The organism is Pseudomonas mosselii (assembly GCF_003205295.1).
In the GTDB taxonomy this organism is placed as follows: Bacteria; Pseudomonadota; Gammaproteobacteria; order Pseudomonadales; family Pseudomonadaceae; genus Aquipseudomonas; species Aquipseudomonas mosselii_B.
The window spans coordinates 16,785-40,713 of sequence record NZ_QJRP01000038.1 but is presented as its reverse complement, the minus strand read 5'-3'; the positions used below and the strand labels follow the sequence as shown (position 1 = coordinate 40,713).

General features: G+C 64.7%; 22 protein-coding genes and 1 pseudogene. 7 read left to right on the top strand and 16 right to left on the bottom strand.

Annotated elements, in window-relative coordinates:
• Positions 1–253 precede the first annotated feature (253 nt).
• From DMX06_RS23000 to DMX06_RS22970, 7 genes are all read right to left on the bottom strand, one after another.
• Positions 254–1,297: an AI-2E family transporter gene (locus DMX06_RS23000; protein ID WP_110739496.1), complete on the bottom strand. Its 1,044-nt coding sequence runs from the start codon at positions 1,295–1,297 to the stop codon at positions 254–256.
• A gap of 12 nt (positions 1,298–1,309) precedes the next feature.
• A complete protein-coding gene (locus DMX06_RS22995; RefSeq protein ID WP_110739494.1) occupies positions 1,310–2,104 on the bottom strand; it encodes a DUF4892 domain-containing protein in 795 nt (264 codons plus the stop codon).
• Between the two features lie 102 nt (positions 2,105–2,206).
• Positions 2,207–3,061 (bottom strand): alpha/beta hydrolase, encoded by an 855-nt coding sequence (locus tag DMX06_RS22990; RefSeq protein ID WP_110739493.1) that lies wholly within the window; start codon positions 3,059–3,061, stop codon positions 2,207–2,209.
• The gene (locus DMX06_RS22985; RefSeq protein WP_110739492.1) at positions 3,058–3,846 is read right to left on the bottom strand and encodes an alpha/beta fold hydrolase; all 789 of its coding nucleotides are present in this window, start codon (positions 3,844–3,846) and stop codon (positions 3,058–3,060) included. Before DMX06_RS22985 ends, DMX06_RS22990 begins: the two co-directional genes overlap by 4 nt.
• A 275-nt stretch (positions 3,847–4,121) precedes the next feature.
• On the bottom strand, positions 4,122–4,580 hold the full coding sequence (gene sixA, locus DMX06_RS22980; protein WP_110739491.1) for a phosphohistidine phosphatase SixA: 459 nt from the start codon (positions 4,578–4,580) through the stop codon (positions 4,122–4,124).
• On the bottom strand, positions 4,577–4,924 hold the full coding sequence (locus DMX06_RS22975; RefSeq protein ID WP_110739490.1) for a DUF4389 domain-containing protein: 348 nt from the start codon (positions 4,922–4,924) through the stop codon (positions 4,577–4,579). Before DMX06_RS22975 ends, sixA begins: the two co-directional genes overlap by 4 nt.
• Before the next feature lie 11 nt (positions 4,925–4,935).
• On the bottom strand, positions 4,936–5,961 hold the full coding sequence (locus tag DMX06_RS22970) for an NAD(P)H-dependent glycerol-3-phosphate dehydrogenase (RefSeq protein ID WP_028690477.1): 1,026 nt from the start codon (positions 5,959–5,961) through the stop codon (positions 4,936–4,938).
• 192 nt (positions 5,962–6,153) lie between these two features.
• Here DMX06_RS22970 and DMX06_RS22965 point away from each other — a divergent pair, with 192 nt between their 5' ends.
• From DMX06_RS22965 to fabB, 5 genes are all read left to right on the top strand, one after another.
• A complete protein-coding gene (locus DMX06_RS22965; RefSeq protein WP_181427884.1) occupies positions 6,154–8,301 on the top strand; it encodes a TonB-dependent receptor plug domain-containing protein in 2,148 nt (715 codons plus the stop codon).
• Positions 8,301–9,191, top strand: coding sequence for an ABC transporter substrate-binding protein (locus tag DMX06_RS22960; protein ID WP_110739489.1), 891 nt, complete (start codon positions 8,301–8,303; stop codon positions 9,189–9,191). Before DMX06_RS22965 ends, DMX06_RS22960 begins: the two co-directional genes overlap by 1 nt.
• Positions 9,188–11,116, top strand: a complete 1,929-nt coding sequence (locus DMX06_RS22955; RefSeq protein WP_110739488.1) for a response regulator — start codon at positions 9,188–9,190, stop codon at positions 11,114–11,116. Before DMX06_RS22960 ends, DMX06_RS22955 begins: the two co-directional genes overlap by 4 nt.
• A 206-nt stretch (positions 11,117–11,322) precedes the next feature.
• Positions 11,323–11,838, top strand: a complete 516-nt coding sequence (gene fabA / locus DMX06_RS22950) for a 3-hydroxyacyl-[acyl-carrier-protein] dehydratase FabA (RefSeq protein ID WP_102684717.1) — start codon at positions 11,323–11,325, stop codon at positions 11,836–11,838.
• Positions 11,839–11,849: 11 nt separating this feature from the next.
• Positions 11,850–13,070, top strand: a complete 1,221-nt coding sequence (gene fabB, locus DMX06_RS22945) for a beta-ketoacyl-ACP synthase I (RefSeq protein WP_028690472.1) — start codon at positions 11,850–11,852, stop codon at positions 13,068–13,070.
• Between the two features lie 206 nt (positions 13,071–13,276).
• Here the strand turns inward: fabB and DMX06_RS26995 are convergent, their stop codons facing one another.
• From DMX06_RS26995 to DMX06_RS22935, 3 genes and pseudogenes are all read right to left on the bottom strand, one after another.
• The gene (locus DMX06_RS26995) at positions 13,277–14,017 is read right to left on the bottom strand and encodes a methyl-accepting chemotaxis protein (protein WP_437181065.1); all 741 of its coding nucleotides are present in this window, start codon (positions 14,015–14,017) and stop codon (positions 13,277–13,279) included.
• 114 nt (positions 14,018–14,131) lie between these two features.
• Positions 14,132–14,902 (bottom strand): annotated as a pseudogene (locus DMX06_RS26990) (MCP four helix bundle domain-containing protein); the annotation flags it as partial.
• 114 nt (positions 14,903–15,016) lie between these two features.
• A complete protein-coding gene (locus DMX06_RS22935; RefSeq protein ID WP_110739486.1) occupies positions 15,017–16,024 on the bottom strand; it encodes an amidohydrolase family protein in 1,008 nt (335 codons plus the stop codon).
• A 109-nt stretch (positions 16,025–16,133) separates the two neighbouring features.
• Between DMX06_RS22935 and DMX06_RS22930 the strand changes: the two genes are divergently transcribed.
• On the top strand, positions 16,134–16,997 hold the full coding sequence (locus DMX06_RS22930; RefSeq protein WP_110739485.1) for a pirin family protein: 864 nt from the start codon (positions 16,134–16,136) through the stop codon (positions 16,995–16,997).
• 106 nt (positions 16,998–17,103) lie between these two features.
• Here DMX06_RS22930 and DMX06_RS22925 read toward each other — a convergent pair whose 3' ends face one another.
• From DMX06_RS22925 to DMX06_RS22910, 4 genes are all read right to left on the bottom strand, one after another.
• Complete coding sequence (locus DMX06_RS22925) at positions 17,104–17,829, bottom strand: dienelactone hydrolase family protein (protein WP_110739484.1); 726 nt, start codon at positions 17,827–17,829, stop codon at positions 17,104–17,106.
• 157 nt (positions 17,830–17,986) lie between these two features.
• Entirely contained in the window at positions 17,987–19,894 is a 1,908-nt protein-coding gene (gene htpG / locus DMX06_RS22920) for a molecular chaperone HtpG (RefSeq protein WP_110739483.1), read from the bottom strand.
• A gap of 94 nt (positions 19,895–19,988) precedes the next feature.
• Positions 19,989–20,447, bottom strand: coding sequence for a PaaI family thioesterase (locus DMX06_RS22915; protein WP_110739482.1), 459 nt, complete (start codon positions 20,445–20,447; stop codon positions 19,989–19,991).
• Positions 20,444–20,920 (bottom strand): PaaI family thioesterase, encoded by a 477-nt coding sequence (locus tag DMX06_RS22910; RefSeq protein WP_110739481.1) that lies wholly within the window; start codon positions 20,918–20,920, stop codon positions 20,444–20,446. Before DMX06_RS22910 ends, DMX06_RS22915 begins: the two co-directional genes overlap by 4 nt.
• A 136-nt stretch (positions 20,921–21,056) precedes the next feature.
• Here DMX06_RS22910 and DMX06_RS22905 point away from each other — a divergent pair, with 136 nt between their 5' ends.
• Positions 21,057–21,332 carry a hypothetical protein gene (locus DMX06_RS22905; protein WP_050706517.1) on the top strand — a complete coding sequence of 92 codons (276 nt, stop codon included), beginning with the start codon at positions 21,057–21,059 and terminating at the stop codon, positions 21,330–21,332.
• 67 nt (positions 21,333–21,399) lie between these two features.
• Here the strand turns inward: DMX06_RS22905 and DMX06_RS22900 are convergent, their stop codons facing one another.
• Together DMX06_RS22900 and brnQ are read right to left on the bottom strand one after the other, a co-directional pair.
• Positions 21,400–22,149, bottom strand: a complete 750-nt coding sequence (locus tag DMX06_RS22900; protein ID WP_110739480.1) for a DUF599 domain-containing protein — start codon at positions 22,147–22,149, stop codon at positions 21,400–21,402.
• Between the two features lie 280 nt (positions 22,150–22,429).
• Positions 22,430–23,743 (bottom strand): branched-chain amino acid transport system II carrier protein, encoded by a 1,314-nt coding sequence (gene brnQ, locus DMX06_RS22895; RefSeq protein WP_110739479.1) that lies wholly within the window; start codon positions 23,741–23,743, stop codon positions 22,430–22,432.
• Between the last annotated feature and the right edge of the window lie 186 nt (positions 23,744–23,929).

Genomic DNA, 23,929 nt, shown 5'->3' with positions numbered 1-23,929 from the left:
GGGCATAAAGAAAGCGTAAAGATCACGGATGCCGATAGTCGCTGCAGGAGATGGCCCAGCCCGTTGGGCTGCGCTGTCGCGCAGGGAACTATCTCCCTGTGGGAGCGGCCTTGTGTCGCGAAAGGGCTGCGCAGCAGCCCCAGCAATTTCGATGATTGCTCGGAATCTGGGGCCGCTGCGCGACCCTTTCGCGACACAAGGCCGCTCCTACAGGGGGCGCGCTAGCTTTAGCAGTTGAGCAAGACAGTTGCTCCTACACATGCTGCGCCGAATTGCGGCTCCAGTCCAACAGCAGGCTATACCCCACCGCCAGCAAGGTCGGCCCGATGAACAGGCCGATGAAGCCGAACGCGATCAGGCCGCCGAACACCCCCAGCAGCACGATCACCAGCGGCAGGTTGCCGCCCCGGCTGATCAGGTAGGGTTTGAGCACGTTGTCCACGCCACTGATGATGAACGTGCCCCACACCCCCAGGAATACCGCCATGCCGTAGTCACCCTTCCATACCAGCCAGGCGGTGGCGGGGATCCAGGCCAGCGGCGGGCCCATGGGAATCAGGCTGAGCATGAAGGTCACCAGGCCCAGCACGATGGCCCCCGGCACGCCGGCGATCAGGAAGCCGATCAGCGCCAGCAGGGCCTGGGCCGCGGCGGTGCCGATCACGCCGTTGACCACCCGCTGCACGGTACCGGCCACCAGTTCGACGTAGTACTCGGCGCGCTCGCCCACCAGCCGGTGCAGCAAGCGGTGGACGAAGGCCGCCAGGCGCGGACCGTCGCGGTAGAAGAAGAACACGAACACCAGGCTCAGGGTCAATTCCAGCACGCCGCTGCCGATCTGCGCGCTGCGCGCCAGCAGCCAGTTGCCGACCTGGCCGAAATAGGGCTTGGCCGAGGCCAGCAAGGCAGTACCCTGCTGGTCGAGCGACTCCCACCAGCCAACCAGCCGCCCGCCGACGAAGGGAATGCCGCCGACCCAGGCCGGGGCGTCAGGCAGGCCATCGACCTGCACGTCACGCACGAAGGCGGTGGCATCGCGGATGTGGTCGGCCAGGTTGAAGCCCAGCCACACCAGCGGCAGGGCCACCAGCAGGATCCACACCGTGGTCAGCAGGCTCGCGGCGAGGGTTTCGCGTCCACCCAGCAGCCGGGTGAGCAGGCGCATCAGCGGCCAGCTGGCAAACGCCAGGATGGCGCCCCACAGCAGCGCCGAGATGAACGGCGCCATTACCCACAGCGCGGCGCCCAGCAAGGTCAGCAGCAGGATCTGGATCAACAGGCGGTCATTGTTGGCCATGGTGGCGCTCACTCAACGGATCAGTTCCAGGTGCAGGCCCTCGGTCGGGGCATCGCCCACTTCAAGGCGGTTGCTGCGCACGCCAGCCTTGACCAGTTGCTCGCGCCAGGCTTGCGCGCCCTTGCCGCTGAGGCTGGCGCGCAAGGTGCTGTCGAGGTTCAGGCTGCGGGCCAGCAACGTTGCCCAGGTGGCCTGGGGCTCGGCAAGATCAGGGTAGTCGAGCTTGCCGGTATCGCGCAGTTCGCGCAGCACCGTGGCGGCAGTGGGCAGCAGCTCGCCCAGCGGGCTGCCGGCGACGAACTCCTCGACATGCAGATAAGCACGGCGGTTGCCGCGGGTCACGCTGTACAGCGCCACCAGGGTGTCGGCTTCCTCGGCGGAACGGCGCAACAGGATGAACGCCTGCTGCTCGTCACCGCCATTGAGCCGGGCATTGGCGAACACGTCGTTGGCCCACAGGCTGGCCTCGCCGCAATCGCGGCCCTGGCACCAGAACAACGGATAGCCGCCCTCCTGCTGCAGGGCCTCGCGGGCGCTGGTGAAGGCTTCGCGGGCGCTGCGCTCGACCGGCAGCTCATAGGTCACCGAGCTGACCTGGCCACGGCTCTCGACCTTGTCGTCGACCCGCAGGCGGCCGCTGATCTTGCGCAGCGGGCCCATGGGGTAGACCCGCTCCTGCTCCACCGCCGGACGCTGGTCGACCACCTTGGCGTCAGGCGGTACCGGCAGGCTGCCGGCCCACAACAGGGGGCTGGCGATGGCGAGGCAGGCGGCGATGGCGCCGCGCATGAAAACAGGTGCGCTCATCGACCACCCTCACAGGTGGTGGGGCAAGGCGCGTGGATGTCTGGCATGTACATGGTTGTCTCCCTTTCAACCCGCCAAGCCTCGACACTTGTCCGGTGCAAGTCAAGGAATGCTAAAAAAGCGATTGAAACAGTCTGCGACAAGGGCCGCGCCCCCGGCGTCGTTAAGGTGCAGGTGGTGACCGCCCGGCAGGGTCACCTGCTCGAAGGGTAGCTGCTCCAGCAGCTGCGTGTGGCGCGCCAGCATGCCGTCGGCGGCCACCACCAGACAGGCCGGGCAGGCGATGCGTTTGACGAAGGCCATGGCCTGGTCCTGGTTCAGGCGGGTCGGCGAGGGCAAGGTTAGGCGGTTGTCGCTGCGCCAGCTGTAGCCGCCGGGAACCGGCATCAGGCCGCGCTGGGCCAGCAATTCGGCGGCTTCGCGGCTGACCGCGACCATGCCTTTCATGCGCGCCTCGACGCCCTCCTCCAGGGTCGCGTACACCGACTTGCGCTTGCCTTCCAGGCGTAGTTGCGCCTGCAGCGCCAGCCCCAAGCGCTCCGCGGCGTCCTGCTCGCTGAGGGTCGGTGGAATCACCCCGTCGATCAACGCCAGGTGGCTGACCCGCTCGGGCAAGGCCCCGGCCAGCTGTACCGAGATGATCGCACCCAGCGAATGTCCCAGCAGGCCGAAGCGCTCCCAGCCCAGTTGCTCGGCAACCCGCAGCACGTCATGGGCGTAGTCGGCCAGGGCGTAGCCGGCGCCAACCGGGCGATGCTCCGAGTAGCCATGCCCGGCCAGGTCCAGGGCGACGATGCGCAGCCCCTTCAGTTGCGGCGCCAGGCGGGCGAAGCTGTTGGCGTTGTCCAGCCAGCCATGCAGGGCGATCACCGGCAGGCCGTCTGCCGGGCCGAACAGGTGCGCGGCCAGCTCGATATGGCCGAGCGTCAGGCGGATCTCCTCGACCTGGGCGCTCATGCCTGGCTCCAGCGGTCGAACAGGCCCTTGATCAGGCCGGCAGTGTCGGTAGGCCGCTCCAGGGGGAACATGTGCCCACCCGGCAGGCTGTGGTACTCGCCCTTGGCCATGGCGCGCACGGCCAGGGCGTGGTGCTTGCGGATCACCCGGCTCTGGGCGCCGCGTACCATCGCCAACGGCACCTGCAACTGGCGTGGTCGGGCCGGGCTGACATGGGGAATGCTGCGGTAGATGCTGATCTCGGTGGCCGGGTCGAAGCGCAGGCGCAAACCCTCCTCGCCCTGCTCCAGGCCGTGCTCCAGATAGGCTTCCAGGCAGTCCGGGTCGAAGTGGCGGAACAGGGTCTTGCCGGCGAAGTAGCGGCGGGCGCTGTCGCGGTCGGGGAATGCCTCGCGCCGACCCAGGGTGCGGCCCGCCGGGGTGATGCGATCGATGAAGCCAAGTCGCTTGGCGGCCTGGATCAGCCATTCATCGGCACGGGTCAGCACCGGCGAGTCGAGCATCACCACCCCGCGGTAGAACTCCGGACGACGCAGCGCCGCATGCAGGTGCAGCACGCCGCCCAAGGAATGACCGACACCCCACACCGGCGCATCCTGCTGCTCGAGGTGATGCAGCAGCTCGTCCACCAGGTTCTGCCAGTTGTCGTTGACCGGAAACCGCGGATCATGGGCGTGCTGCGCCAGATGATGCACCTCGTAGTCCGGCTCCAGGGCGGCGAACAGCTTGCCGTAGGTGGCCGAGGGGAAGCCATTGGCGTGGGCGAAGAAGATCTGCTGCGACATGGCCGCCTGCTCTGCACGGGGAATGGATGGCCCATTGTCGACAAGGGCCGTGGGGGCGGCAACGTTCGGAAAGGTCATCGCCAAGGGCGATCAGGTCATTCGCTGGCGGATCTGGCTTTCAAAGAACCAATCCTTGAGCATGGGAACAGGCTCGCCCGCGATAGATGACACCGACAACGCCGCTGTAGAAGTGCAAGCCGCTCCCACGTCCCAGTGCTCTACACGCCAACACACCCTGGAGGCTGGGTGATCTCCCACAGGGCCTTAACCAGGCATCAGCCTGCGTGATACAACCCACGCACGGTCATCAGCCCGGCCAGCGGCCAGTCGCCTTCCAGCTCAGCCAGGCTGGCCGTGCTCAGCGGCGCTGGCTGCTGGCCGTGGCCATGCTCGAGCATCCCCACCAACGTCCCCACCAGCGGCTGGTGACTGACCAGCAGCACATGCTCCAGCCCCAGGCGCTCGACCTCACCGATCACCTTCTGCGCGTCGCTCTCCGGGGTCAGCCAGGGCACTGTGCGCACCGGTTCGGCAAAGCCGAGCGCGCCGTGCACCAAGGCGGCGGTCTGCTGGGCACGCACGTAGGGGCTGGCAATGATCGCCTGCAACGGCTGGCCCAGCAGCCGCGCGGCGCTGTGCAGCACCTGTTCGCGACCATGGGCGGTCAGGCGCCGCTCGGCGTCGGTATTGGCCCGTGGCTCGGCCTCGCCGTGGCGCAGCACCCAGAGCTTCACAGCTTGGGCTCCTCGTCACGCAGCGGATGCGCAGCCGGGGCGACGGCGTGCGGCGCCTCGCCTTCCGGAGCACGCGGCGCTGGCCAGTCGGCGAACGGCCAGGGTTTCTGGTCGCTGTGGAAGGTGCCGAAACGGCCGATCTGCGCCAGGTACTGGCTGAGGCTGTCGCCGAAGTTCATCAGGCTGGCGCTGGGCGCGCCGTAGATCAGCCGGTAGATCAGTTGCACCAGCACCAGGCCGCCGAGCAGCAGCTCGGCCAGTTGCCAGGCCACCAGGAACACCAGCATCCACAGCACCCGCAGGATGATCGACTCGCGCTTGGCGCGCTCGGGGGTATCGTTCATGGGTCGCTCCTTCAGTTGAAACCGCTGGTGGAAATGAAATCGACATCGGTCTTGGGCTCGGCGCGCATCAGGTGCTCGATCACCTGGTTGAGCGTGCGACCTTCGAACAGGATGGCATGCAGGCCTGCCACCAGCGGCATGTACACACCCACTTCCTGGGACTTGGCCTTGAGCACCTTGAGCGTGTTGACGCCCTCGGCCACCTCACCCAGGCGGCTGACCGCCTGCTCCAGGCTCAGGCCCTGGCCCAGGGCATGGCCGACCTGATAGTTGCGGCTCTTGGGTGAGGAGCAGGTGACGATCAGGTCGCCGACCCCGGCCAGCCCCAGGAAGGTCATGGGGTTGGCGCCCTGGCTCACGGCGAAGCGGGTCATCTCGGCCAGCGCGCGGGTGATCAGCATGCTCTTGGTGTTCTCACCCATCCCCAAGGCCACGGCCATGCCGGCGATGATGGCGTAGACGTTCTTCAGCGCGCCGCCCAGCTCGACGCCGAAGCGGTCGGCACTGGCATAGACGCGGAAGGTACGGCCATGCAGCACGGCCTGCACCTGCTGGCACAGCGCCTCGTCCTCGCTGGCGACCACGGTGGCGGTCAGCGCATGCTCGGCGATCTCGCGGGCCAGGTTGGGCCCCGACAGCACGCCGATGCGCGCCTGGGGGGCGATCTCTTCGAGGATCTGGCTCATCAGCTTGAAGGTGTGCGCCTCGATGCCCTTGGTCAGGCTGACCAGGCCCTTGCCGCGCAGCAGCTCGGCATGGGGCGCGAGCACGCTGCGCAAGGCGCTGGAGGGCAAGGCGACGAAGATCAGCGCGCTACCCTGCAGGGTGGCAAGCAGGTCGTTGACCGGCTCGACGCCGTCGTGCAGGCGGATACCCTTGAGGTAGCGCGGATTCTCGCGATCGACGCGCATCGCCTCGGCCTGCGCCGGGTCGCGCATCCACTGCCGCACCGGATGGCCGTTCTCGGCCAGGAGGTTCGCCACGGCGGTGCCGAAGCTGCCGCCTCCAAGAACCGCAACAGGTTGCTGTTCAGTCATATCCAATCCGTTAACCAATAAAGTAAGTGGCGACGGGGGCATTATACGGTGCCGATGCGACAGAACCAGTGCGTTTGCATCGCGAGGCCAGCCCGCGCCCACGCACCCGAGCACAATAGAGAAACTTCAGGTGGTGCGATGCGGCAATAGGCCATCCGCCGATCACTGGCAAAAGCCGTACGGTCGGTTAACATGCCTGATTCATTTCTGAAACAAGGCCGTTTCGTGTTCCCTGGCACGCCTCCCTATCCACGCCTGCTGTTGCTGACTGCCCTGCTGGGCGGCCCGGCTGTGGCCGACGACCTGTTCATCGACAACCAGGACCTGCCGCAGGTTCTCACCGCCACGCGCCTGAAACAATCCCCGGCGGCGGTCCCGGGCAGCATGACCGTGCTCGACAACGAGCTGATCCGTGCCAGCGGCGCCCGCGATATTCCCGAACTGCTGCGCCTGGTGCCGGGGATGATGATCGGCTACGGCGCCGGCAATCAGCCGACGGTCAACTACCACGGCAGCAACGTCAGCGACGCCCGGCGCATGCAGGTGCTGATCGATGGCCGTTCGGTGTACCGCGCAGGCCTTGCCACGGTGGACTGGAGCGATATCCCGGTGGCAATCGAGGACATCGAGCGCATCGAGGTGTTCCGCGGCCCCAACACCGTCAGCTACGGCGCCAACGCGCTGATGGCGGTGGTCAACATCCTCACCCGCAACCCGGCCGACAGCCATGGCACGCGGGTCAAGCTGACCCGCGGCCAGGATGGCATCAACGATTACTACGCGAGCCAGGGCTTTGGCTGGGACAGTGGCGATATGCGCCTGTCGCTCTCCGGCCAGCAGGACGATGGCTTCGACCAGGACCAGTTCGGCCGCGACTACCGCGACAGCCGCCGGCTCAACCGCGTCAACCTCAACGCCAGCCACACCCTGGCGCCGAACCAGACCCTGGAATGGCAACTGGCGGCCAAGGAAGGCAGCAACCAGCGGCCGTACACGTATCAGCCAGTGTTCGGAAAATACCAGGCCGGCAACGACGCCGACGTCGACGCCAAGGACTACGCGGCTTCGATACGCTGGAACATCGACTTCAACCCCGAACACAGCCTGTACGTACAGGGCTCGGCGCAGCATTTCGACCGCCAGCAGGTGTGGCGGGCGTGCGATGCTGCGATAGCCTTCAGCCCGCAGCTGACACGGCTGTGGCAGCTCGACCCGAATTACGCCGAAGTAGTCGCGCGCAACCTTTTCAAAGGCAATCCACCTACCTCGCCCGACCCGGTATTGAACGGACTGCGCCAAGAGGCGCTGGACCAGTGGAATGATGGCGGCAACAGCACGATCTGCGGCGACGTCGACCAGAGCACCCGCGAGACCCGCTATGACCTGGAAATCCAGGACACCCTGAGCCTGACCGACAGCCTGCGCCTGGTCAGCGGCATGAACTACCGCTACGACAAGGCCGACTCGCAGACCTACTTCAACGGCAACATCGACGACCAGACCTGGCGCCTGTTCGGCCAGCTCGAATGGCGCATCGACGAGCACTGGATCATCCAGGGCGGGGCGATGCACGAACACTCGCAACTGTCGGGCAACTCGCTTACCCCACGAATGGCGGTGAACTACCTGATCACCCCCCGCCACGGCCTGCGTGCCGTGTATTCCGAGGCGATCCGTTCGCCCGACATGTTCGAGAACAATGTCAACTGGAGCTACACGGTCAAGAACCTCACGCCCAACCGCTACGGCCTGCAGAACGGCGAATACTTCGTCAAGACCCGCGGCCCGGGCAACCTCGACCAGGAGCGCATGCGCTCGCGTGAACTCGGCTACAACGGCTATTTCACCGACCTCGACCTGAGCATGGATGTGAAGCTGTTCTACGACGAGATCACCGGAATGATCAGCGAGCCGTTGAAGAACAACCAGTACATCGCCAGCAACGCCAACAAGGCGCGCTTCAGCGGCAGCGAGGCGCAGTTCGACTGGCGCGCCACCCAGCGCGACCGCCTTCGACTGACCTACGCCTATGTCGACGCCTGGGCCAGCAACCCCGACGACCGACGCCTGAGCGCCCGCAACAGCGGTTCGGCCGGCTGGCTGCGCGACTGGGGCGAAGGCTGGTCCAGCGCCCTCTTCTACTACGGTGACGACGCCCTCAACGGCTACCGTTACGAGCGGGTCGACCTGCGCCTGGCCAAGCGTTTCAAGGTGCAAGGCAGCAACCTGGAGCTGGCCGCGCTGTGGCAGCAGCGCCTGGATGACGAGCCTGTCACCCTGGAACAGAACCGCTACGACAGCCGCCACCGCCTGAGCGTCAGCGCGGAGCTGGAATTCTGATGGTCCGTCTGCTGCGCCTGTTGCTGCTGTGCCTCTGGCCCCTGGGATCGCTGTCCGCCAGCGAAATCCTGCTGGTCGGCGCCGAGGACCAGCCCGGCATCCGCAGCTTCGTCGCGGCCCTGGAAAAACGTCGCCCCAACGACCAGGTGCGGTTCCAGACCGTCGAGCAGTTGCCAAGCCCGGCCAAACTCAAGGCCGACACCCGCCTGATCCTGCTCGACACCCCGGCCCTGGAGTGGCGCCTGGGCGAAACCGTGGGGCCGGCTGCGCTGGCGCTGCGGGTCAGCCGGGTGCAGGCCGAACAACGCCTGGGCGCCTCGCGCCCCGCCTTCCTGACCCTGCTGTGGAGCGACCCGCCCCTTGCCCGGCAACTGCGCCTGGCCCGTTACCTGTTGCCGCAGGCGCGGCGTATCGGCGTGCTCTACGGTGAACACAGCCGCTTCCTGCTCGACGAACTGCGCCAGGCCGCCAGTTCACTGGGCCTGGAGATCGTTGCCCAGGACTGGCCCGACCTGCGCGACAGCCGTCCCCTGCAAGACCTGCTCGGCAACAGCGACGTGCTGCTCGGCCTGGACGATCCCGACCTGTACAACTCCAAGTCGGCCAAGAACGTGCTGCTCAGCAGCTATGGCCGGCAGATGGCGCTGATCGGGCCGAACGTCGGCTTCGTACGCGCCGGCGCCCTGGCCAGCACCTACAGCGACCAGGACGACTGGCTGGCGGTGCTCGGGCAGTTGCTCGACCTGCCTCCAGGCCGCTGGCCGCGCAGCCTCTACCCCGCGCACTTCGGTGTCAGCGGCAACCAGCAGGTGGCCCGCGCCTTGGGCCTGGAGGCGATCGACCCGGTCGCCGCCGCCCTGGCCCTTGCCGAAGGAGCCCCCATTCCATGAGCAAGCGCCTGAGCTGGGACATCCACACCCGCACCCAGATCATCAGCCTGGGCCCGGCCCTGTTGCTGACCCTGCTGCTGATCAGCTTCTTCACCTTCGTGCGGATCCAGGACCTGCGCCAGGAACTCAACCACACCGGGCAACTGATCGCCAACCAGTTGGCACCGGCCTCGGAGTACGGGGTGATCTCGGGCAACAACGAAGTGCTCGAGAGCCTGATGCGCGCCACCCTGAGCATCCCGCACGTGCGTTTCCTCGAGGTGCAGGACAGCCGCAACCATATCCTGGTGTACGTCGAACAGCCCGACGAGAGCCACAGTCGCGCCCAGCGCGTCGAGGTGTTCCAGGCACCGATCCGCCTGCAGCAGATCCGTCTGGACAATGACTTCCTGCAGGGCAAGGCGCCGGCGCCGAACATCGGCGACGACTATCTGGGCCGGGTGATCGTCGGCATGTCCGACGACGCCTTCAGCCAGCGCCAGCAGGAGATCGTGATCAAGGCCGCGATCCTCGCCCTGTTCGCCCTGCTGTTCACCTTCCTGCTGGCGCGACGCCTGGCCACCAGCCTGTCCAAGCCGATCAGCGACATGGGCCACGCGGTCCGGGCGATCCAGCAGGGCGACTTCAACGCGCCGCTGCCGGTGGTCGACGACAGCGAGCTGGGCCACCTGGCCCGGCACATCAACAACCTGGCCAGCGCCCTCGACCAGGCCGCCCACGAACAGCAACAGGCCATGGGCCAGCTGATCCAGGCCCGTGAAGAAGCCGAGCAGGCCAACCGCGCCAAGTCGGACTTCCTGGCGATGATGAGCCACGAGCTGCGCACCCCCATGAACGGCGTGCTGGGCATGCTGCAACTGCTCGAGACCACCGAGCTGACCGGCGAGCAGGCCGACTACACCGCCGTGGCCAGCGAGTCCACCGGCCACCTGCTCAAGGTGATCAACGACATCCTCGACTTCTCGCGAATCGAGCGCACCACCCTGGAGCTGGAGCATATCGACTTCAATCTCGGCGAGCTGATCACCAGCAGCGTGCTGTCGTTCCAGCACAGCGCCCAGCAGCGCAACCTCGACCTGCGCCTGCAGTTGCCGCCGGGCATGAACCAGCTGCAGGTGATGGGCGATCCGACGCGCATCCGCCAGATTCTGCTGAACCTGGTGGGCAATGCGCTGAAATTCACCGAGCGTGGCGAAGTGACCATCGAGGCTCGCTGGCAGGTGCTCGACCGCCAACTGATCTGGCTGACCTGCACTGTGCGCGACACCGGCATCGGCATCGATAGCAACCGCCTGGAAATGATGTTCGTGGCCTTCCAGCAAGCCGACAACACCATCTCCCGCCGCTACGGCGGCACCGGCCTGGGCCTGTCGATCGCCCGCACCCTGGCCGAGCGCATGGGCGGCCAGTTGCGCGGCGAGAGCCGCGAGGGATTGGGCTCAACCTTCACCCTGGAGATGCCGCTGGCCCTGGCCAGCGCGCCCGCCGCCCTGCCCGGCGCAACGCCCCAGGACAGCGCGACCGGCGCAGGCGGCGGGCGGATCCTGCTGGTGGAGGACAACCCGGTCAACCAGAGCGTCATCGAGGCGATGCTGCGCAGCCTTGGTTTCGAGGTGAGCCTGGCCATGGACGGTGCCCAGGCGGTCGACCTGGTCGGCCAACAACGCTTTGCCGCCGTGCTGATGGACTGCCGCCTGCCGAATGTCGACGGCTACGAGGCCACCCGACGCATCCGCCAGTTGCCCCGCACCGAGGGCCTGCCAATCATCGCCCTGACCGCCAGCGCGCTGCAGGGTGACCGCGAACGCTGCCTGGCCGCCGGCATGAACGATTACCTGAGCAAGCCGTTCAAACGCACCGATTTGCAGCGCATCCTGCAGCGCTGGTTACCGGGCCGGACAGCCGCGACTGGCGATAAATGCTAAAGTGCGGCAGTCTTAAGGACTGGACAGGACCGCCGCAGGGCCGGAAAATAACATTTCAGTGCACACCTGTACTTCTTTTGCCAGGTGCGCTGTGACTTTCACCACAACGCAATAGTCTACCTGTAGGCTGCCGCCTCGAATGCCTAGCGCTTCGGGCCGGCCGGGAAGATTCATCCCCTGCCGCAGGGGGTTATTGAGGAGCTCGCATGACCAAACAACACGCCTTTACTCGGGAAGACCTGCTGCGCTGCAGTCGCGGTGAGCTGTTCGGCCCCGGTAATGCGCAACTGCCCGCCCCGAACATGCTGATGGTCGATCGCATCACCCATATCAGCGAGGAAGGCGGCAAGTTCGGCAAAGGTGAATTGGTCGCCGAGCTGGATATCAATCCGGACCTGTGGTTCTTCGCCTGCCATTTCGAAGGCGATCCGGTGATGCCGGGCTGCCTGGGCCTGGACGCCATGTGGCAGCTGGTCGGCTTTTTCCTCGGCTGGCAGGGTCTGCCGGGCCGTGGCCGCGCCCTGGGTTCGGGCGAGGTGAAATTCTTCGGCCAGGTGTTGCCTACCGCCAAGAAAGTCACCTACAACATTCATATCAAGCGCGTCCTGAAGGGCAAGCTGAACATGGCCATCGCCGATGGCTCGGTCAGCGTCGACGGTCGCGAGATCTACACCGCCGAAGGCCTGCGGGTCGGCGTGTTCACCTCCACTGACAATTTCTAAGGGTTATTCGCATGCGCCGCGTCGTGATCACTGGTCTGGGCATCGTATCGTGCCTGGGCAATGACAAAGCTACCGTCACCGAAAACCTGCGCAACAGCCGTCCGGGTATCCGCTACAACCCGGAATACAAGGAAATGGGGCTGCGTAGCCAGGTTTCCGGTTCCATCGACCTCAACCTCGAAGAGCTGATCGACCGCAAGGTCTATCGCTTCGTCGGCCACGCCGCCGCCTATGCGTACCTCGCCATGCAGGACGCGATCAAGGATGCCGGCCTGACCGAAGAGCAGGTTTCCAACCCGCGCACCGGCCTGGTTGCCGGCTCCGGCGGCGCTTCCACCCTGAACCAGATGGAAGCCCTGGACACCCTGCGCGAAAAAGGCGTCAAGCGCGTCGGCCCGTACCGCGTCACCCGCACCATGGGCAGCACCGTGTCGGCGTGCCTGGCCACCCCGTTCAAGATCAAGGGCATCAACTACTCGATCTCGTCGGCCTGCGCCACCTCCGCGCACTGCATCGGCACCGCCCTGGAGCAGATCCAGTGGGGCAAGCAGGACATCGTCTTCGCCGGTGGCGGTGAAGAAGAGCACTGGAGCCAGTCGTTCCTGTTCGACGCCATGGGCGCCCTGTCGACCAAGCGCAACGAAACCCCGGAACTGGCCTCGCGCGCCTACGACGCCGACCGTGATGGCTTCGTCATCGCTGGTGGCGGCGGCATGGTGGTGGTCGAGGAGCTGGAACATGCCCTGGCCCGTGGCGCCAAGATCTACGCCGAGATCGTCGGCTACGGCGCGACTTCCGACGGCTACGACATGGTTGCCCCGAGCGGCGAAGGCGCGATCCGCTGCATGCAGCAGGCGCTGTCCACCGTCGACACCCCGATCGACTACCTGAACACCCACGGCACCTCCACCCCGGTCGGCGACGTCGCCGAGATGAAGGGCGTACGTGAAGTGTTCGGCGACAAGGCACCGAAGATCAGCTCGACCAAGAGCCTGTCGGGCCACTCGCTGGGCGCCGCGGGCGTGCACGAGGCGATCTACTGCCTGCTGATGATGGAAAACAACTTCATCGCCGGCTCCGCCAACATCGACGAGCTGGACCCGGAAGTCGCCGACCTGCCGGTACTGCGCAAGACCGAAGAGAACGCCAAGATCGACACGGTCATGAGCAACAGCTTCGGCTTCGGCGGCACCAATGCCACCCTGGTGCTCAAGCGCTGGACTGGCAAGTGATCGCTTGATCTGCTGAACGAGAACGCCCGGACCTTGGTCCGGGCGTTTTTGTTTGTGCTTCAGCCCAACTTCTCCCCGTGTAGGAGCGGCCTTGTGTCGCGAAAGGGCTGCGCAGCAGCCCCAGGATCTCAGCGTCACCGCGAGAGTGCCGGGGCCGCTGCGCGGCCCTTTCGCGACACAAGGCCGCTCCTACACGGGCCAGGTCTCTATACGGAAAACCGCTGCACCAGGGTATTGAGGTCCACCGCCAGCCTCGACAGCGCCTGGCTCGCGGCAGACGTCTCCTCGGCCCCAGCCGAGGACTGGTGCGCCAAATCGCGGATGGTAGTCAGGTTGCGATCCACCTCCCGCGCCACCTGGGCCTGCTGCTCCGAGGCACTGGCGATCACCAGGTTGCGCTCGTTGATCTGGCCGATGGCCGCGGCGATCGCCTCCAGCGCCTGGCCGGCGGCATGGGCGCCATCCAGGGTCGAACGGGCCTGGGCATCGCTGTGCTGCATACCCTGCACCGCCCGCTCGGCGCCGCTGCGGATGGCGACGATCATCTGCTCGATCTCCTGGGTCGAGGACTGCGTGCGATGGGCCAACGCCCGCACCTCGTCGGCGACCACGGCGAACCCGCGCCCGGCCTCACCGGCCCGCGCCGCCTCGATGGCAGCGTTTAGCGCCAGCAGGTTGGTCTGCTCGGCGATCGAGCCGATCACATCCAGCACCTTGCTGATGTCGTGTACCTGCTGGGCCAGCTGCCCCACCTCTTCGGCATTGCCCGCCACGCCATTGGCCAGCGCCTCGATGGCGGTGACCGTGGCCTGCACCTGCTCGCGCCCGCGACGGGCAATCTGGTCGGACTCGCGGGAAGCCTCCGAGGTGGCCACCGCATTGCTCGCCACCTCCTCCACTGCCGCCGTCATCTGGTTCACCGCGGTCGCGGCCTGCTCGATCTCCATGCTCTGCTGCTGCAGGCCACGGGTGGCATCCTCGGTGACCGCGCTCAGCTCCTCGGACGCCGAGGCCAGCTGACTGGCCGAGTCGGAAATCCTCCCAATGGTCTCGCGCAGGCTCTGCTGCATGCTCTTGAGCGCGGCCAGCAAGCGCGCCGGCTCATCGTCGCCCTGCACGGTGATCTGCGGCGTGAGGTCACCCGTGGCGACCGTTTCGGCGACCTTCAGCGACTGCCCGAGCGGCCGCACGATGCTGCGGGTCAGGGCCAGGGCGAGCACCACGGTAAGGCTCAGGGCGATCACCAGCAGCACGCCGACCCACACCTTCGCGCCGTTGTACACGGCCTCGGCCAGGTCGGTGGCGGAGTTGGCCTGGTGATTGTTCAGTTCGATCAGCTCGTTGAGCGTGGCGGTCATCTGGTCGGCCAGCAGGTTCATCTCGCCGTTGACCAGCGCCGCCGCCGCCTGGACATGCCCATCGGTGGCCAACTGCACCACTCGCCCCTGCAAGGTCATGTACTGGCGCTCGAGGACCTGGTAGCGGTCGAACAAGGTCCGCTCCTCAGGCAGCACGATCAACCCATCGTAATGGTTCTGGGCCTTGCTCAAGCCGCCCTTGATCTCTTCGATGCGGGCACGATTCTGCTGCTGGGCCGCCGGATCGGTGTTGACCAGCAGGCGCAGGGTCAAGGCGCGGATGCGCAGCATGTCCTGGGTCATGCGGCCCACCGAGATCACGCTCGGCAGCCAGTTGTTGTCGACCTGTTCGGACTGCTGGCGCATGCTGGTCATCTGCTGCAGCGCGAAGCCGCCCAGCGCCACTACCAGCAGCGCCATGATGCCGAAGCCCAGGCCCGCGCGCGGGGCGATATTCAAGCGTCTCAGGCTCATTTCCAGGATCCCTCCCAAAAGCGTTGTTCCGTCGCTTAATGAAGGTATCGGGCCGCCTGGAAATTGCGTAAGACGAAAAGGCGATATCAAAAAGCTATCTATTGCTAAAACACGCTACTTCGCCGCTTTTGGCAGCAGGTTGAGAAAATTTGTCCGACTCACCTGCTCCGCCACCGCCGCGGGCAAGGCATCTAGGAAGGGGTCGAAAGCATGCATCTGCTCACCCAGGCTGTCGAACCGCCCCACCAGGTCGGAGCCGAGTACAAAACGTTGTGGGAAGCGCTCGACCAGCGCCACCCACGCCGGGCACGGCGCACCTTGCGGGTCGAGCAGGTAAGGCTCGAGCACGCTCCAGGACAGGTCTACATACAGGTTCGGGTAGTCCTCCAGCAACCGGGTCAGCACCGGCAGGAGAAAGTCCATCTGCTCCTGGTGCCGATGGATCTCCAGGCTGCTGCCGGCGTGAGCCCAGATGAAACGGGTATGCGGGTGGTTGCGCAGCGGTTCCTCGATCTCGGCTAGGTACAGCGGGTTGCGCTCGCGCTTGGAGGTGATGTTCGAATGCAGCAGCACCGGCAAATCGCGCTCGGCGGCCAGGTGATAGATGCGGGTCATGGCTTCGTTGTTGGCCCGTGGCGTGTCGCCACTGGTCAGGGCGGTGAGGTCGTCGTGGCGGGTGAACACTTCGCCGATGCCCTGCCACAACCCCGGATAGAGTTCGAGCATGCGCTCGATATGGCTGACGGCGTTCTTGTCCACCGGATTGAAGCCGGTGAGGAACGGGTGAAAGCGACGACGCTGCTGCGCCGGCAGCTTCTGCAACGCAGCGGCGACGTACAGGTCGGTGGCGCTGTACCAGTAGGCGTCGGCGTCATCCCCGGCGTAGTAGCGTGGGCGCTTGGGCTCGTCCTCGTGCCATTTCTTCGCCACCGGAATGCCGGAGATCATCGACTGCTCAACCCCAGCTGCGTCCATGGCCTTGAGCAGCGCCGGCATGCCCTCGGTTTCCTGGAAGAAGTCCACGTAGTGCAGGTGCGCGTCGCTGTAGCGATAGTCGCGGGCCTGCGCGGTGTCGAGCAGGCCTGCGCTCAACAGCAGGCAAGCCAGTGTGCGGGCAATCATCAGAGCCTCCTTTGCCGGTACCGCTAGAGTAGACCGGGCAGCACCCGCGACGGTTCAGCCACGGGCGGCGAAACGCTATGCTTGCAGGCATCCCTCAAGGAGTGTCGCCATGAGCAGTCCCCTGGTCATCCGCCCACGCGCCGAATCGGTCGAGGGCCAGCCGATCCTGCGCCCGCTGCCCTCGGCGCAGTGCCGCAGCATCGGTCCCTTCGTGTTCTTCGACCATATGCTGGAAACCGACTACGCGCCGGGGCATGGCATGGACATTCGCCAGCATCCGCATATCGGCCTGTCCACCCTCACCTATCTGTTCGAGGGTGAAATCCAGCACAAGGACAGCCTGGGTTCGGACCAGCGCGTGCTGGCGGGGGATGTGAGCTGGATGACCGCGCGAGGCGGCGTGGCCCATGTCGAGCGTACGCCTGCCGATCTGCTGGCCAAGGGTTCAAGACTGCACGGGCTGCAGGTCTGGCTGGCGTCGCCTCGCGAGCACGAGCAGGGTAAGCCGAGCTACAGCCATCATCCGGCGGCGAGCTTACCGGTCAGTGACAGCCTGGGCGTGCAGATCCGCATGATTGCCGGCAATGGTTTTTGCCTGGAGTCGCCAGTGCCGGTGCTCTCCCCTACCCTGTATGCCCACGTGCACATGCAATCGGCCACGACGCTGACAGTCCCAGCCGAACATGAGCAACGCGCCCTGTATGTGCTGGACGGTGAACTGTCGCTCAACGACGAGCGCGCGGAGGCCTGCAGCCTGGTCGTGCTGCCGGAGGGCGAAGATGTGGTGCTATACGCCGAAGAAGCGTGCCAGCTGGTGCTGATCGGTGGTGCGGCGCTGGATGGGCCGCGGCGGATGAACTGGAATTTCGTGGCCAGTGACCCGGAGTTGATCGAGCAAGCGCGGGCCAAGTGGGCTGCGGGGGATTGGCCAACGGTGCCGGGGGAAACTTCGAGAATCGAGTTACCCCACTGAATTGGGGGGCTGCGTTGCAGCCCTTTTGCGGCACAAGGCCGCTCCTACAGAAATACGCGTTCCCCCCGTCGGAGCAGCCTTGTGCCGCGAAGCGGCCCCTGCGGTATCAGCGCTGGAACACTTCCTTGAGCAGGTTATGCATCGCGCGGAATGCCCGCTCCGATGTACGCCGGTCATACTGCATCTTGCCCGGCACATTGGCGTTCGGATCGGTGAAAGAATGCACAGCGCCACCGTAGCTAAGCAGTTGCCAGTCGACCTTGGCGGCGTTCATCTCTTCCTCGAAGGCTGGCAATTGCTCCTTTGGCACCAACGGATCGGAAGCACCATGCAGTACCAGCACCGAGCCTTTGATGCGCTTGGCATCCTCGGGGTTCGGCGTGTCCAGGGTGCCGTGGAAGGAAACGGCGGCCTTCAGATCAGCGCCGGTACGGGCCAGTTCCAGGGCACAACAGCCGCCGAAGCAGAAGCCGAAGGTGGCGACCTTGCCGGGCTCCAGCAAGGCCTTCGACTGCCCCACCAGTTGCGCCAGCGCCTCCTGCATGCGCTTGCGCAGCTCGGCGCGGTCGTTCTTCAGCGGCATCATCGCCGCGCCCGCCTCGTCGGCATTGGACGGGCGCACCGATTGGCCGTACAGGTCGGCGATCAGTACTACATAGCCTTGCTCGGCCACTTCCCTGGCGATGCGTTCGGCACCCTCGCCGATACCCATCCAGTTCGGCGCCATCACCAGGCCTGGCTGCGGCAGCGCGCCCTGGGTATAGACCAGGCGGCTCTCGTAGGCTTTGCCTGACAGGTGATAGACCAGCGATTCGACGATGACCTTGCTCATTCAGCTCTCCTTGGGCTTCACGGGTCAGCACATGATAGATGTATTCGTGGGAGCGGGCTTGCCCCGCGAAGCAGGTATCGCGGGGCAAGCCCGCTCCCACAAGTGAGTTCTCGCCAGAAAGAAAAAGCCCGCCGAAGCGGGCTTTGTCTACGTCAGATCAAGCGGACAGCTCGACCAGCAGCTTGTTGAGGCGACGTACATAGGCCGCCGGGTCCTTCAGGCTATCGCCAGCCGCCAGGGCCGCCTGGTCGAACAGGATGTGCGAAAGCTCGGCGAAGCGGTCTTCGCTCTGTTCGCCATCGAGCTTCTCGATCAGCGGATGGGTCGGGTTGAACTCGAAGATCGGCTTGGACTCCGGCACCTTCTGCCCGCTGGCCTCGAGGATCTGGCGCATCTGCAGGCCCAGGTCCTGCTCGCCGATGGCCAGGATCGCCGGCGAGTCGGTCAGGCGGTGCGAGACACGTACTTCGGCCACGCTGTCACCCAGCGCGCCCTTGAGGCGCTCGACCAGGCCTTCCTTGTCCTTGGCGACTTCTTCCTGGGCCTTCTTGTCCTCTTCGGAGTCCAGCTTGCCCAGGTCCAGGTCGCCACGGGCGACGTCAACGAAGGCCTTGCCATCGAACTCGCTGAGGTAGCTCATCAGCCACTCGTCGATGCGATCGGTCAGCAGCAGCACTTCGATGCCTTTCTTGCGGAAGACTTCCAGGTGCGGGCTGTTCTTGACCTGGGCGTAGGACTCGCCGGTCAGGAAGTAGATCTTGTCCTGGCCTTCCTTGGCGCGGGCCAGGTAGTCGGCCAGGGCGATGCTCTGCTCGCCGCTGTCGTCATGGGTGGAGGCAAAGCGCAGCAGGCTTGCGATCTTCTCCTTGTTGGCGAAGTCCTCGGCCGGACCTTCCTTCAGCACCTGGCCGAAGTTCTTCCAGAAGCCCTTGTACTGCTCGGGCTCGTTCTTCGCCAGCTTCTCCAGCATATCCAGCACGCGCTTGGTCAGCGCGGTCTTCATCGAATCGATGATCGGATCCTTCTGCAGGATCTCGCGGGAAACGTTCAGCGACAGGTCGTTGGAGTCGACCACACCCTTGATGAAGCGCAGGTACAGCGGCAGGAACGACTCGGCCTGGTCCATGATGAACACGCGCTGCACGTACAGCTTCAGGCCGCGTGGCGCTTCGCGCTGGTACAAATCGAACGGTGCGCGGGCCGGCACATACAGCAGCGAGTTGTATTCGAGCTTGCCTTCGACCTTGTTGTGGGTCCAGGCCAGCGGGTTTTCGAAGTCATGGCCGATGTGCTTGTAGAACTCCTGGTATTCCTCGTCCTTGATCTCGGTACGCGGGCGGGTCCACAAGGCGCTGGCGCGGTTGACGGTTTCCCACTCCTGCGCCGGCTGTTCTTCACCTTCGGCGGCCGCTGCCTGCTCTTTCGGCAGCTCGATCGGCAAGGCGATGTGATCGGAGTATTTCTTGATGATGTTGCGCAGGCGCCAGCCATCGGCGAACTCGTCCTCGCCCTTCTTAAGGTGCAGGACAATGCGGGTGCCGCGCTCTGGCTTGTCGACCGTGGCAACTTCGAAGTCGCCCTCGCCCTTGGACGACCAGTGCACGCCTTCGGCGGCCGGCAGCCCGGCACGACGGCTGAACACATCGACCTTGTCGGCGACGATGAACGCGGAGTAGAAGCCCACGCCGAACTGACCGATCAGGTGCGAGTCCTTCTTCTGGTCACCGGTGAGGTTCTTCATGAAATCGGCGGTGCCGGACTTGGCGATGGTGCCCAGGTGGGCGATGACGTCTTCGCGGCTCATGCCGATACCGTTGTCCTCGAGGGTCACGGTATTGGCGGTCTTGTCGAAGCTCACGCGGATCTTCAGCTCGGCGCCGCCTTCGAGCAGCTCAGGCTTGGCCAGGGCTTCGAAACGCAGTTTGTCGACGGCGTCGGAGGCGTTGGAGACCAGCTCGCGCAGGAAGATCTCCTTGTTCGAATACAGGGAATGGATCATGAGGTGCAGCAGCTGCTTTACCTCGGTCTGGAAGCCCAGGGTTTGTTTTTGAGTCTCCACACTCATGGTCTTCAAAACTCCAATCTGTTGGTTGTTGGCGCCTGGCGGCCGTCTGGCCTGCTTTTGATGGCGGATGTACAACAGATGGGGGCAGCCCAGACTATTTCAAGGGCTTTTCCGGTTCGATCTTGAAATGCGCGCGTGCCGTGGCGATCGGCGCGTCGCGATCGCCCTGCCAGGCGGTGATGGCGACGTTGGTCACCCGTCGCCCCTGGCGCCACAGCTGGCACTGGGCGTAGGTGTCGCGAAAATGCCCGGCGCGCAGGTAGTCGATGGAGAAATCGATGATCTTCGGGATGCTCGCGCTCTCGCTGTAGATCAGCAGGTAGAGCGCCGCGGACAGCTCCATGAAGCCGGCGATCACGCCACCATGGATTGCCGGCAGCAACGGGTTACCGATGTTGTCGGGGTTGGCCGGCAGGCGGAACAGCAGGTCGTCGCCCTGACGCTCGCATTCGATGCCGATCAGCCCGGCATACGGGATCAACGCCAGCAGCGGCTGGTAGTCGCCGCGGGCATGGGCCTGGTTCAGCTGTTGACGGATATCGGCAGGGATCACGCGCGGCCCTCCTTGAGGCTGTTGCCGAAGCGGATGCCGCCCTTGACGTCCTGTCCCAGGCGCATGAAGGTGCCGACCACCTGGCAGATCGGCTGCGCAGGGTCATCCTGGTAGGCAGTGCCACGGGTGAAGATGACATCGCGGGTCACCCGGTAGCACTGGGCGTGCCCGTAGATATCCTTGCCCGCCTCGGCCGGGTGCATGTAGTCGATGCGCAGGTCCAGGGTCGGGCACACCTCGAAACGCGGCAGCGCACAGAGCGTGGCCATGCCGCAGGTGGTGTCCATCAGCGTGGTCAGTACGCCGCCATGCACCGCGCCGTTCTGCGGATTGCCGACAATCGCAGGCTGCCAGGGCAGCACCAGCGTCATGCCGTCGGCATCGGCATGGTGCACGCGCATCTGCAATACCTGGCAATGTTTCAGCGCCGAGAGAAAACGCTCGGCCATCGCCATCAACGGCGTCTCGTTCATTTTCCCTCGCTGCATAAAATGGATAAAAAGTCTATATAGGTCGGGTAGTTATATATCTGTAACCTTTGTGGAACTTCTTCGTACCCGGTGAACTCGAAGGTACAAGTAAAGTTATTCCACCCAGGAGAAACACCCCATGCGTAAACCTTTTGCTTTTGCTCTGATGCTGGCCGCTGCCATGGGCCTGGCTGCTTGCGATAAAGCGAGCGAAGACAAAGCCCAGGACGCACAGCAACACGCCGAGCAAGCCCAAGAGAAGATGGGCGAAGCTCAGGATAAGATGAACGAAGCCGCCAAGGAAAACGCCGAAGCCGCCAAAGATCAGGCCGAAGCGCAGCAGAAGGCCGCCGAGGAAGCCGCGCCGACTACCCCAGCGCCGACCACTGCACCTGCCGAGCCTGCCAAGCAGTAATCGAGCAATACAAAAAAACCCGACAATGTCGGGTTTTTTTGTGCCTGTCACTTAACGCTGAAAGGCTTCAGCCGGCAACACCGGAAGTGTCCTTGCCTGGCTCTACCGACACACTTTCCGTCGGTGTGAACACCATCACTTCCAATACATGGGAATGGAACTCGCGGCGATACAGGATGAATACCACGCCGACGCTCATGACCATGAACAACCAAGGGCTGATGAACCAGCTCAACATGGCCATGCCGAAGTAATACGAACGCAACCCCAGGTTGAACTGGTTGGCAGCCAGCGAAAGTACCCGCGCTGCCCTGGACGCGAAAGCCTTGCGCTCGAGCTCGTTTACCAGCCGCTCGCCGATCATCGGGGCCGACCCCACCAGCACCGCGGCGAAGTTGTATTGGCGCATGCACCAGCTGAAGGTAAAGAAGGCGTAGACGAATACCGTTGCCAGGCACAGCAGCTTGATTTCGGACATCCCTTGCGAGGCCTGCTGTACCAATGGCAGGTCGGCCAGCAGCGACAGCGCGCGATCCGATGCACCGAGCACAGTGAGGATACCGGCGAGGATGATCAGGGTACTGGAGGCGAAGAACGACGCGTTGCGCTCCAGGTTGCCGATCACGCTGGCATCGGCGATGCGGTTGTCGCGCAGCAGCATGCGGCGCATCCAGTCTTCGCGGTACAGGTGCAGCACGCTGGCCAGGCACGCCGTGTCGCGGCCTTTCCAGATGGCATAACGGGTATAGCCGCCCCAGCAGATGGCAAACCAGCAGGCGGCCAGGAGGTTGCCCAGGTTGTTTTGAATGAAGCTCATGCAGGAATCCCGTCAAAGAGAAACAGACCGATTTTCGACGTCCGGATTCGCCATAAGACACATGTGCGCCATTTTTGGCTTTTCCTGCACTGGCCTCTTCGCGGGTAAACCCGCTCCCACAGGGATCACACGGTGCCTGTGGGAGCGGGTTTACCCGCGAAAGGGCCGGCACAGGCAATAAAAAACCCCGCTCCTTCACAGGAAGCGGGGTTTCGATATCCACCTTGGTCAGGCGCCCTTCGGCTTGTGGCCGGCGCCCTGCCCTTCGGGCTTCAATCCATCAGGCCAGCGCCTCGCGCGGCTTGCCCAGCATACGGTCGAAGACCACGGCGGCGGCCAGGGTAACCACCGAAGGCACCAGCCAGGCCATGCCTTCGTTGCTGAACGGCAGGTGAGCCAAGGCGTCAGGCAGTACGTGGGCAAAGCTGCTGCCCTTGATCGCATCGACAACGCCGAACACCAGCGACACCAGCATGACCGGGGCCAGGATGCGGGTTGGCGAATTCCACAGGTCCTTCACGAAGCTCAGGCCCACGACCACGATGCACGGCGGGTAGATCGCCGTCAGCACGGGAATCGAGAACATGATCAGCTTGGTCAGGCCCAGGTTGGAGATCACCAGCGAGAAGCCAGCCAGGATCACCACCAGGGTACGGTACGACAGCGGCAGGATCTGGCTGAAGTACTCGGCGCAGGCGCAGGTCAGGCCAACGGCAGTCACCAGACAGGCCAGTGCGATCAGCACGGCGAGGAAGCCGCTGCCCAGCGAACCAAAGGTGTGCTGCACGTAGGCATGCAATACCATCGCACCGTTGGTGGCATCGGCTGCGATGTCATGGCTGCCCGCCCCGAGACGGAACAGGCTGACATACACCAGCACCAGGCCCACACCGGCAATCAGGCCAGCGATGATGGCATAGCGGGTGATCAGCTTCGGCGACTCGACGCCACGCGAGCGGATGGCGTTGACGATGACGATACCGAAGACCAGGGCGCCCAGGGTGTCCATGGTCAGGTAACCATCGGAGAACCCTTTGGAGAACGCAGCGGCCGCGTAGGCAGGCTGGGCCTCGCCAATGGTGCCGGCCGGCAGGGCGAAGGCAGCGATGCCCAGCACCGCCAGGGCGATGATCTTCAACGGCGCGAGGAAACGGCCCACGGTGTCGAGCAGTTTGCCCGGGTACATGGACACGGCCAGGACCACGGCGAAGTACACGATGCTGTAGATAAGCAGCGCCGTCGGGCTCTCGCCGGTCAGCGGCGCAACGCCCACTTCGAACGACACGGTCGCGGTGCGCGGGGTGGCGAACAGCGGGCCGACCGAGAGGTAGCACACAGCCGCCAGCAGGCCACCGAAGAACTTGCCGATCGGGCTGCTCAGGGCGTCCATGCCGCCACCGACCTTGGCCAGGGCGATGACGGTGATGACCGGCAGGCCTACCGCGGTGACCAGGAAGCCGAGTGCGGCCATCCATACGTTCGGGCCGGATTGCAGGCCGACGATGGGCGGGAAGATGATGTTGCCGGCGCCGACGAACAGCGCGAACGTCATAAAGCCAAGTGCCAGGATATCCTGGCCTTTTAACACTTTCATTTAAGGAAATACCACACTGCTGAAATCGGGAGTCGGAGGGGATTTCCCATAGGATGAAGGGAAATGCTGCCCGGCTTGGTGAGCCAGACCCGTTTAGCGTGTCGTTCCCTTTTGGGGTACGGGCACAGAGTGAACGCGTAGCCTACCTGTTTTGCCTGACAAACGCACTGGCACAGTGCTGCTTGT

Bases quoted from the DNA above. Each gene is read 5' to 3' on its own strand.
- DMX06_RS22900 (WP_110739480.1), bottom strand. From the start codon at position 22,149: ATGAGCTTCATTCAAAACAACCTGGGCAACCTCCTGGCCGCCTGCTGG.
- DMX06_RS22965 (WP_181427884.1), top strand. From the start codon at position 6,154: ATGCCTGATTCATTTCTGAAACAAGGCCGTTTCGTGTTCCCTGGCACG.
- DMX06_RS22960 (WP_110739489.1), top strand. From the start codon at position 8,301: ATGGTCCGTCTGCTGCGCCTGTTGCTGCTGTGCCTCTGGCCCCTGGGA.
- DMX06_RS22910 (WP_110739481.1), bottom strand. From the start codon at position 20,920: ATGAACGAGACGCCGTTGATGGCGATGGCCGAGCGTTTTCTCTCGGCG.
- DMX06_RS22905 (WP_050706517.1), top strand. From the start codon at position 21,057: ATGCGTAAACCTTTTGCTTTTGCTCTGATGCTGGCCGCTGCCATGGGC.
- DMX06_RS22955 (WP_110739488.1), top strand. From the start codon at position 9,188: ATGAGCAAGCGCCTGAGCTGGGACATCCACACCCGCACCCAGATCATC.
- brnQ (WP_110739479.1), bottom strand. From the start codon at position 23,743: ATGAAAGTGTTAAAAGGCCAGGATATCCTGGCACTTGGCTTTATGACG.
- DMX06_RS22985 (WP_110739492.1), bottom strand. From the start codon at position 3,846: ATGTCGCAGCAGATCTTCTTCGCCCACGCCAATGGCTTCCCCTCGGCC.
- fabB (WP_028690472.1), top strand. From the start codon at position 11,850: ATGCGCCGCGTCGTGATCACTGGTCTGGGCATCGTATCGTGCCTGGGC.
- htpG (WP_110739483.1), bottom strand. From the start codon at position 19,894: ATGAGTGTGGAGACTCAAAAACAAACCCTGGGCTTCCAGACCGAGGTA.
- fabA (WP_102684717.1), top strand. From the start codon at position 11,323: ATGACCAAACAACACGCCTTTACTCGGGAAGACCTGCTGCGCTGCAGT.
- DMX06_RS22990 (WP_110739493.1), bottom strand. From the start codon at position 3,061: ATGAGCGCCCAGGTCGAGGAGATCCGCCTGACGCTCGGCCATATCGAG.
- DMX06_RS26995 (WP_437181065.1), bottom strand. From the start codon at position 14,017: ATGGAGATCGAGCAGGCCGCGACCGCGGTGAACCAGATGACGGCGGCA.
- DMX06_RS22935 (WP_110739486.1), bottom strand. From the start codon at position 16,024: ATGATTGCCCGCACACTGGCTTGCCTGCTGTTGAGCGCAGGCCTGCTC.
- DMX06_RS22975 (WP_110739490.1), bottom strand. From the start codon at position 4,924: ATGAACGATACCCCCGAGCGCGCCAAGCGCGAGTCGATCATCCTGCGG.
- DMX06_RS22995 (WP_110739494.1), bottom strand. From the start codon at position 2,104: ATGAGCGCACCTGTTTTCATGCGCGGCGCCATCGCCGCCTGCCTCGCC.
- DMX06_RS22970 (WP_028690477.1), bottom strand. From the start codon at position 5,961: ATGACTGAACAGCAACCTGTTGCGGTTCTTGGAGGCGGCAGCTTCGGC.
- DMX06_RS22925 (WP_110739484.1), bottom strand. From the start codon at position 17,829: ATGAGCAAGGTCATCGTCGAATCGCTGGTCTATCACCTGTCAGGCAAA.
- DMX06_RS22930 (WP_110739485.1), top strand. From the start codon at position 16,134: ATGAGCAGTCCCCTGGTCATCCGCCCACGCGCCGAATCGGTCGAGGGC.
- DMX06_RS23000 (WP_110739496.1), bottom strand. From the start codon at position 1,297: ATGGCCAACAATGACCGCCTGTTGATCCAGATCCTGCTGCTGACCTTG.